General features: G+C 68.5%; 7 protein-coding genes. 2 read left to right on the top strand and 5 right to left on the bottom strand.

Going from position 1 to position 8,418, the window contains the following annotated elements; translation table 11 throughout:
* Positions 1-74: 74 nt before the first annotated feature.
* The 3 genes from A6A05_RS06495 to asnB form a co-directional block, all read right to left on the bottom strand.
* On the bottom strand, positions 75-680 hold the full coding sequence (locus A6A05_RS06495; RefSeq protein ID WP_068498613.1) for an exopolysaccharide biosynthesis protein: 606 nt from the start codon (positions 678-680) through the stop codon (positions 75-77).
* The gene (locus A6A05_RS06490; RefSeq protein ID WP_068498626.1) at positions 677-979 is read right to left on the bottom strand and encodes an ATPase inhibitor subunit zeta; all 303 of its coding nucleotides are present in this window, start codon (positions 977-979) and stop codon (positions 677-679) included. Before A6A05_RS06490 ends, A6A05_RS06495 begins: the two co-directional genes overlap by 4 nt.
* 111 nt (positions 980-1,090) lie before the next feature.
* The gene (gene asnB, locus A6A05_RS06485) at positions 1,091-3,124 is read right to left on the bottom strand and encodes an asparagine synthase (glutamine-hydrolyzing) (protein WP_172822207.1); all 2,034 of its coding nucleotides are present in this window, start codon (positions 3,122-3,124) and stop codon (positions 1,091-1,093) included.
* A gap of 67 nt (positions 3,125-3,191) precedes the next feature.
* Between asnB and A6A05_RS06480 the strand changes: the two genes are divergently transcribed.
* A complete protein-coding gene (locus A6A05_RS06480; protein ID WP_068498611.1) occupies positions 3,192-4,400 on the top strand; it encodes an O-antigen ligase family protein in 1,209 nt (402 codons plus the stop codon).
* Entirely contained in the window at positions 4,397-5,653 is a 1,257-nt protein-coding gene (locus tag A6A05_RS06475) for a glycosyltransferase family 4 protein (RefSeq protein ID WP_068498622.1), read from the top strand. Before A6A05_RS06480 ends, A6A05_RS06475 begins: the two co-directional genes overlap by 4 nt.
* Here the strand turns inward: A6A05_RS06475 and A6A05_RS06470 are convergent.
* The gene (locus A6A05_RS06470; RefSeq protein WP_082910751.1) at positions 5,640-6,581 is read right to left on the bottom strand and encodes a glycosyltransferase family 2 protein; all 942 of its coding nucleotides are present in this window, start codon (positions 6,579-6,581) and stop codon (positions 5,640-5,642) included. The genes A6A05_RS06475 and A6A05_RS06470 overlap by 14 nt on opposite strands.
* Complete coding sequence (locus tag A6A05_RS06465) at positions 6,578-8,413, bottom strand: hypothetical protein (RefSeq protein ID WP_156520940.1); 1,836 nt, start codon at positions 8,411-8,413, stop codon at positions 6,578-6,580. The genes A6A05_RS06470 and A6A05_RS06465 overlap by 4 nt, the downstream gene beginning before the upstream one ends.
* Between the last annotated feature and the right edge of the window lie 5 nt (positions 8,414-8,418).

Genomic DNA, 8,418 nt, shown 5'->3' with positions numbered 1-8,418 from the left:
CTGTCCGGCGCAACCCTCGATTGGGACATGCCGTGGGACGGACCGCCAGCCGTTTCAGGGGGCGAACATAGGGTCTAAACCAAGAAATGGGACAGCGTCAGGCCGCCGCCCCACACCAGGCCGCCCAGAATGGCGAACGAGGCGATCGACAGGCCATAGCCGATCAGAATGGCGATCCCATCGCGCCAGATCAGGCCGGCGCTCAAGGCCAGGATGGCCAGACCCGGCGGGATATTGCCGAGGGGAATCGGCAGGGCCAGCATCAAGCCCTGTCCCGCCACGGCCAGGGTGGCGAGGACGGCGCCGCCACCGCTGGCCAGCACCGTCAGCCGCGCGGCCGACCTTCGTTCGACCCGACGCAACAGCGGCACCAATCGTCGCAAGGCAGCGTCCATCACCGGCTGCGGCAGACGGCGCCCGCCCAGGATGGACGGCAGGCTTCCGTGGCTCCGTCCGATCAGGTGGGCAAGACTGAGCCACATCACCAGCACGCCGCAAATCAGCCCCAGGGGGATGCCGGGCGACGGCACCATCCCCAGGGCCGCCAGCGGCAAAATCGGCAGCAGGGCCGAGCGCTCGGCCAGCCGGTCGGTGGCCTGGGCGAGGGTGGCGTCGCCATCCCCACCCAGCCTGCGCAAGCCGGCCACGGTCAAGGCCAGAGATCGGTCCTTGGGCGTCATCTCGGTCCCGGCGCGTCCTCGGCGGCCAGGCAAAGGGCCAATTGGGCGTGCAACTGGTCGGGCGTGACGCTGCCCTGCGGCAGGTCGAGCAGCAGCTTGGCGACGACATCATCGTCGCCGGGCAGTTCGAAATCGGCCTCGACCAGGGATTTCGCATAATCGGTCGCTGCCTCGCCCGCCAGTCCCAGCCGCTCGGCCGCCCACTGGCCCATGCGCCGCACGCCCCGAACCCTGGCCTTGAAGGCGGCGTCCTCGTCCAGCTTGGCCTTGCCGTCACGGGCGGTCATGAATGCATTCATCGTGTCCTCCATCATCGTCGGCGGCTGCGATCCCGCGTCGAATACAGAAGTGGGTCCGAAGATTGACAAGTTAAGGCCGGGAAATGATATCTGATTAATCGGAAAACGTTATCAACCGCAGCAACCGCCGCCCCGGGCCTTGGGCGCCTCGCCGATCCAGCGGCGGTTCCAGGCGGTGATGTTCCACAGCACCCAGATCGGCAGCGAGGCATCGCGCCGGCCGGCGATGTGGTCGTCGATCATCGCCGCCACCGCCTTCTTCGAGAAGCCGAAGCGGTCCAGCAGCGACGACGACAAGATCTCGGCGCGGGCCTTGGCGCCGAAGCCCCCGCGCAGCCATTGCGCCATCGGCGCGCCGAACCCCATCTTGGGCCGGTCGATCACCGCGTCGGGAATAAGCCCGCGCACCGCCTGCTTCAACAGATCCTTGGCCCCGCCGGCCACCTTGTCGGCCTGGGGAATATCCATGGCGAAATCGACCAGATGATGATCCAGGAACGGCACCCTGGCTTCCAGCGAACTGGCCATGGCGATCTTGTCGACCCGCATCAGCAGCAATTCCGGCAGCCGCAGGCTAAGGTCCAGATGGGCCATGCGGGTCAATTGGTCCGAGCCGGGACGGGCGTGGTCGAAGCCGCCCAGCACCCAGCCCGGCACACGCGCGCTGTCGGGGTCCAGCCATTCGTCGGGCAGCAGGCCGGTGGCGACCAGCGTCTCGGCGGCGGGCGAACCGGCGAAGGCCCGGTTGTCGGGAACAAGCGCTGCCTTCTGGCCTTCCCACAGCGACACGGCGCCGCCCCAGAACAGCTCGCCGTCGGGCTGGGCGGCGCGGTCCAGGATGTCCAGCCGGCTGGCCAGATCGGGCCGGGCCCAGGCCAGCGGGGCGGTCAGCCCGGCGGCCAAGCCGCGCAACGGCCGGGGCAGCCAGCGCCGCCACGGCCCCCAGGCCCGCCGGTGCACATCCAGCCAGCTCATCCAGCTGGAATAGCCGCAGAACAATTCGTCGGCGCCCTCGCCGACCATCACCACCTTGACCCCGCTCTTGCGCACCAGTTCCGAGACGAAATGCAGCGGGATACAGACCCAATCGGCGATCGGCTCGTCCTGGGTGTGGATCAGTTCGTCCAGATAGGCCTCCATCTCGGGGGCGGCCAGGGTGACGACATGGTGCCGGGTGGAAAATTCGCCCGCCACCCGCTCGGCCCAGTCCAGCTCGTTCAGATGGGTGTGGTCGGTGAAGCCGACGGTGAAGGTGTTGACCCGGCTGCCGGCCAGCCGGCTCATCAGCGCCACCAGGCTGGAGGAATCGATGCCGCCCGACAGGAAGGCGCCGACCGGGACGTCGGCGGCCAGATGGCTGGCCACCGCCGCTTCGAGCCGCGTCCGGATGCCGGTGACGAAATAGTCGCGCCGGGCGGCGGCCGACAAATTCTCGACCGACGGGGTGCGGCCGGGTAACGGCCGCCACCAGCGCTTGGCCGCCAAGGTGCCGGCGGCCGAGATGTCCAGCCGGTGACCGGCCGGCAGCTTGAACACCCCTTCGAACAAGGTCAGCGGCGCCGGCGCGGTCAGGAACGACAAGGCGTGCCACAAAGCCGGCGCGCAGACGTCGCGCACCAGCCGGGGATGGGCCAGCAGCGCCTTGATCTCGGACGCGAAAGCCCAGGCGCCGTCGATGCGGGCGAAATAAAGCGGCTTGATGCCCATGCGGTCGCGGGCCAGATGCAGCGTGGCGCCGGCCTGGTCCCACAGGGCAAAGGCGAACATGCCGTCCAGGCGTTCCAGCAGGCCGTCGATGCCCCATTCCTCGAAACCGTGCACCAGGACTTCGGTGTCGGAATGGTCGGTGGCGAAGCGATGGCCGGCCCGTTCCAAAAGCCGGCGCAGGGCGGCGTGGTTGTAGATCTCGCCGTTGAAGGTGACGCGGACGGTGCCGTCCTCGTTGGCCATGGGCTGGGCCGCCCCGTCCGACAGATCCAGGATCGATAGCCGCCGATGGGCCAAGCCGATGGCGCGGTCGTCGGACAGCCACAGGCCCGACCCGTCGGGGCCGCGATGGGTGATCGCGGCACTCATGCCGGCCAGCAGCCCCGGCTCGACCGAACCGGCGCCTGGGGGGTGAAGAAGGCCTGCGATGCCGCACATGGCAGCCTTTCTAGGCCATGCCCGGCGGGTTGGCAACCGGTCGGCTCGCTGATATGGTCCGGCCATCATGACCACCACCTCGCCCACCCGCTTATTGCTGTTCGTGGCCGGCCTGACCATGCCGCCGCTGGCGGTGCTGGCCGCCAATGGGCTGGCGCCAATGGCCGCAGTGGTCGGGCTGCTGGCGCTGGCGCGGCTATGGTCGCGCCGCATCGACCTGGCTGCGGGATGGTCGGTGGCCGCCTTGTCCATCTTGTTGTTCGCCTGGGCGGCCCTGTCGGCGCTCTGGTCGCCGGTGCCGCTGACGGCGTTGGGTTCCGCGGCGCGTCTTGGTGGCTTGGCCTTGATCGGAACCGCCGGCATTCTTGCCGCGCGTAGCCTGGACAGCCATGAACGCAGCGGATTGATGACCGGACTGATGATCGGGTCGCTGATCGCCGCCTTGATCCTGAGCGTGGAATACCTGACCGGCAACAGCCTGTCGGGTGCCCTGTTCGAAGTGCGCGGCATGAAGCCGCTGCCGCCGGGTGCCAAGTCGCAATTCAATCGCGGCGCCACCATCCTGGCCTTGGCGGCGTGGCCGCTGGTCGGCTGGCTGACCGAGCGGCAGGGCCGCAAGCGCGGTTTCATCCCCCTGGCGGTGATCGGCGCGGTCATCCTGGCCGGCGACAGCCTGGCCGCCATTCTGGCTGTGCTGGCTGGATCGATTGTCTATGGCGCCGCCGTGTGGTCGCCAAGAGGAGCGGCCCGGCTTGTGGTTGTCGCCACCGCCGCAGCAGCGCTCGCGGTGGTGACGGTATCGCCACGCCTGCCCACTCCGCCGGCCAGCTTCACTTCTCTGGACTGGCTGCCGATTTCGGCCCATCACCGCTTGGCGGTGTGGCAGTTCACCGGCGCCAAGGCGACCGAGCACCCGCTGCTCGGCTGGGGCATGGAATCCTCGCGGGTGATCCCCGGCGCCGAGGACCGCCTGGACACCGAATGGTTCACCCCGGATGGAAAAAGCAAGGGCAGCCTGACCGGCACGCGCCTGCCGCTTCATCCCCACAACGCCCTTTTGCAGATCTGGCTGGAATTGGGCATGGTCGGCGTCGCCCTGACCCTGCTGCTGGTCGGCCAGGCCACCCGCGACCGCCGACCGGCTCATCTGGCCTGCCTGACCGCCGCGCTGGTGGTGGCGTCGGTCAGCTATGGGGCCTGGCAAAGCTGGTGGGTCTCGGCCCTGTGGATCATCGCCGCCCTGTGCGCGCCCGACAGGGAAGGCACGCCCGCATGAACATCGTGTTCCTGACCGAGAACTTCCCGCCCGAGACCAACGCCGCCGCCACCCGTGTCTATGAACGCGCCCTTTACTGGGTCAAGGCCGGGCACCGGGTCACCATCCTGACCTCGGCCCCCAATTTCCCGCAAGGTCGCCTGTTCGACGGCTGGCAGAACCGCTGGCGCCAGGTCCAGGATGTCGATGGCATGCGGGTGGTGCGGGTCAAGACCTATATCAGCGCCAACGAAGGCTTCGCCAAGCGCACCCTTGATTTCGTCAGCTTCATGATCACCGCCTATGGCGCCGGCCTGTTCGAATCCCGTCCCGACGTCATCGTCGCCACCAGCCCGCAATTCTTCGCCGCAATCGGCGGCTGGGCGCTGGCCGCCACCCGCCGCGTCCCCTTCATCTTCGAGCTGGGCGATCTGTGGCCGCGCTCGATCACCGCCGTCGGCGCCATGCGCGAAAGCCCGGTGATCCGCGCGCTGGAAGCGGTGGAGCTGTTCTTGTACCGCCGCTCGGCCGCGGTGGTCGCCCTGACCCATGCCTTCAAGGCCGATCTGGTCCGCCGCGCCATCCCGCCGGAAAAGATCGCGGTGGTGATCAACGGCGTCGATCTGCCGCGCTACGCGCCCCGCCCGCGCGATACCGAACTGGCCCGGCAGTGGGGCCTGGAGGGCAAGTTCGTGCTGGGCTATGTCGGCACCCACGGCATGGCGCACGGCCTGATCAACGTGCTGGACGCCGCCGAGATGTTGCGCGACGACGACCGCATCCGCTTCCTGTTCGTCGGCGCCGGCGCCGAGCGGCAGATGCTGATGGACGAAGCGGCGCGGCGCAACCTGCCCAACGTGGTGTTCCAGGGCATGCAGCCCAAGGAGATGATGCCGCGCATCTGGTCGTTGTGCGACATCGCCCTGGTCCACCTGAAAGACGATCCCGCCTTCGCCGAGGTGATCCCGTCGAAGATTTTCGAGGCCATGGGCATGGGTCTGCCACTGCTGCTGGTCGCCCCCGAGGGCGAGGCCAGCCGCATCATCCAGTCCGACCGGGCCGGTTTGTGGGTCCCGGCCGCCTGGCCGCAACAACTTGCGGATGCGGCCAGACAATTGCTTGATGACAGCGCCTTGCGCACCGCCTTGGCAGAGGCCAGCAAAACGGCGGCAAACAGCCATTCCCGCGCCTATCAGGCCCAGCGCTTCCTGGATGTGATGGAACTTGCGGTTGCGGGCGCCAGCCGCGACCGGGCCGGTTTCATCGATTCTTAACGAATCGTTTCGGAACCGCCGCAATGTCGATGGCGATTGACTGCAAAAGAAGTTGCAAGCCAAGGATCACCGGCATCGCGACCAGCATCACCGTGCCGGCCGAGCGCACCTGACCGCTTTCCACCGAGCGGACCCATTCGAAAACCCCAGTGATTCCGCCAAAAAGCAGCATGGGCACCGCCAGCAGCAGATAGATCGACGCCATATTGAAGTCGTGGACGAAATAGCGCAGCAGCAATCGGCGCAGGAAGGCCCGGGCCAATTTGGCCGGAAATTGCCGCGCCACCCGCGCCACCGACAGCGAGCTGGGCTCGTCGCCATAGCGGGCCGGCAGGGCGATATCGACCACCACCGCTTCGACCAGATACAACCGACACAACAGGTCGATCTCGAAAAAATAGCCTGAATCAAGGCGTTCCAGCATCAGTGCCTCAAGCGTCTCGCGGCGGATGGCGGTGAATCCGTTGGTCGGGTCCATCACCGTCCAATAGCCCGAAGCCGCCTTGACCAGGAACGACAGCACCGAATTGCCGAACAGCCGCGCGGGCGGCATCGCCGCCAGGGCCTTGAAGTCGCGGAAGCGGTTGCCCTTGGCATAATCGGCCTCACCCTCGGCCAAGGGCCGGATCAAGCGGGCGGCATCGGCCGGCGCCATCTGGCCGTCGCCATCGATCTTGACCAGGATATCGGCGCCCAGCGCCAGGGCGGCGCGATAACCATCGACCATGGCGGCGCCGACGCCGCCATTGACGGCGCGCTTCACCACCGTCACCCGGGGATCGCCAAGGGCGGCGGCGACCTCGCCCGAGGATTCCGGGCAGCAATCATCGACCACGACGATCTGCGCGAATTCCGGCCCGATCGCCCGGATCACCGCCGCGATCTGACGCGACACCCGATAACAGGGCAGGATGGCGGCAACGATCATGGCTTGTCCCCGTTCCAGCGCTTCAGGATGATCCATCCCTCGTGACTTCGTTGCAACAGCGTTGCCTGTTCGGCGGGCATGGGGATGCCCACCGCACTCTCGACGGCCGGGGTGGCGCGGCGGACGATCAGATGGGTGTATCCGGCCAGGCGGGCCGCCACCATCGCCGCATCGGCGTCGGCCAGGTTGAACAGCCCGTCGACCCGCGCCCGGCTGCCCCGTAACGACCAGCGCATCGCCAGCCAGGTTTGCCCGGAATCGGTCAGATCGACCACCGCCAGCCGGTCACCCGCGCCCAAGGCCGGCGCCGCCTGCTGGGCGACATGGCGCAGGAACGGATGGGGGGGCTCGCGATCGAAACGGATGCGGGGGGCCAGCAGGGCCGGGCCGGCCACCACCAGCGCCACCGCCAGCCAGCCGATCCACGCCCGGCCGCGCCAATGGCGCCGGTAAGCCACCCAGGTCACCAGGGCCAGGGTCAGCAGGGCGCCGACATGCAGGTTGTAGCGCCAATAGGAGGCGGCGGCGGCGGCCTCGTAACGATCGAAGGCGGCGACATAGGCGAACAGCAGGAAGGCCTGATAGCCCAGGGTAACCAGGGCGGCGATGGCCACCAACCGTTCAGGCCCCGGGCGACGGCGCCACAAGGCCCGCGCCCCCAGCCCGGCCACCACCGCCATGGACCCGAAATGACCACCCTTATTGATCGCGACATGCCCCATGCTGGCAAGGATGTCGGGCAACAGGTCCAGCGACCAGTTGGCGAACGGCCGCACGGTGAATTCCGCCCCCGGCAGATGGGTCGCGACGTGGCTGCGCCACAGCATCAGCACCAACACCGGCAGGGCGAAGATCAAGATCAGATGGCCCAGCGCCGTGCCCCGCCCGATCCGGGTCTCTTGCAGGAAAGCCACGGCGATGGCCACGCCCAGCAGCACCAGCAGGACCAGATTGGATTGCTTGAAGGCGACCATTCCGGCCAGGACCAGGCCGGCCTTCCACGCCAGGGTGCGCGCCTGCCCGTCGCGGCCGGCGGCCAGCGCCTCGATGGACGCCCACCCCAGAAAGGCGCCCAGCGCCAGCAGCACCGCCGTTCCGGCATCGGCATAGGCGGTCAGCGCCACCTTGGCAACGAAGCTGGGGCCGGCCAGGGTGGCCAGCAGCAAGCCTGCCGCCACCAAAGCCGGACCGGGCCGGGACAAGCCCTGGCTGTCGGCCATGATCCGGGCCATGACCAGACCGAACGAGGCCAGCAGCATGACATTGCCCAGGGCGCCCGCCTGTTCGATCAGGCCGCCGGCCAGGCGCGAGGCCAGATAGGGCAGCAGGGCGGCGCCGAACGGATAGGCCGGGAAACTGCCCGAATGGGCCGCCAGCCCCTGGCGCGGCACCCGGTCGTGCTCGACCAGATAGGCGGCGTTCCACAGCCATTGCGAAAATTCGTCCCATTGCGACGGCACCATCGCCGCCACCACCACCAGCAGCGGCAGGACCAAAGCCACCGCCAGCACCGCGCCCGGCGCCACCGGCGGCTCGGAACGGCGCCCCAGCCACCACGCGCCGCCCGCGACCGCCACCGCCAGCCCGGCGCCCAGCCCGGTCAACGGCCAGCCGAAGGTGCCGCCCACCAGGGTCAGCAGGGCGGCGCCCAGCCCCCAGCCGGCGGCCAGGTCGGTCTCGCGCCAGGTGGTGCCGCCCAGGGCGGCGCCCAGCACCGCCAGGGCCGCGGCGGCGGCCAGGACGGCAAGCAGGCCGATGGCCTGGCCGATGTCGGGAAAAAAGGCGGATACGGTTTCCATCGGGCCAGAAAGTAGCGGAATCGCCTTGGACATCAAAG

It is taken from the genome of Magnetospirillum moscoviense (genome assembly GCF_001650635.1).
GTDB classification, from domain to species: domain Bacteria; phylum Pseudomonadota; class Alphaproteobacteria; order Rhodospirillales; family Magnetospirillaceae; genus Magnetospirillum; species Magnetospirillum moscoviense.
The sequence above is the reverse complement of the archived record's forward strand: the minus strand, read 5'-3'. Positions and strand labels throughout refer to the sequence as shown.

Bases quoted from the DNA above. Each gene is read 5' to 3' on its own strand.
- A6A05_RS06495 (WP_068498613.1), bottom strand. From the start codon at position 680: ATGACGCCCAAGGACCGATCTCTGGCCTTGACCGTGGCCGGCTTGCGC.
- A6A05_RS06490 (WP_068498626.1), bottom strand. From the start codon at position 979: ATGAATGCATTCATGACCGCCCGTGACGGCAAGGCCAAGCTGGACGAG.
- asnB (WP_172822207.1), bottom strand. From the start codon at position 3,124: ATGTGCGGCATCGCAGGCCTTCTTCACCCCCCAGGCGCCGGTTCGGTC.
- A6A05_RS06480 (WP_068498611.1), top strand. From the start codon at position 3,192: ATGACCACCACCTCGCCCACCCGCTTATTGCTGTTCGTGGCCGGCCTG.
- A6A05_RS06475 (WP_068498622.1), top strand. From the start codon at position 4,397: ATGAACATCGTGTTCCTGACCGAGAACTTCCCGCCCGAGACCAACGCC.
- A6A05_RS06470 (WP_082910751.1), bottom strand. From the start codon at position 6,581: ATGATCGTTGCCGCCATCCTGCCCTGTTATCGGGTGTCGCGTCAGATC.
- A6A05_RS06465 (WP_156520940.1), bottom strand. From the start codon at position 8,413: ATGTCCAAGGCGATTCCGCTACTTTCTGGCCCGATGGAAACCGTATCC.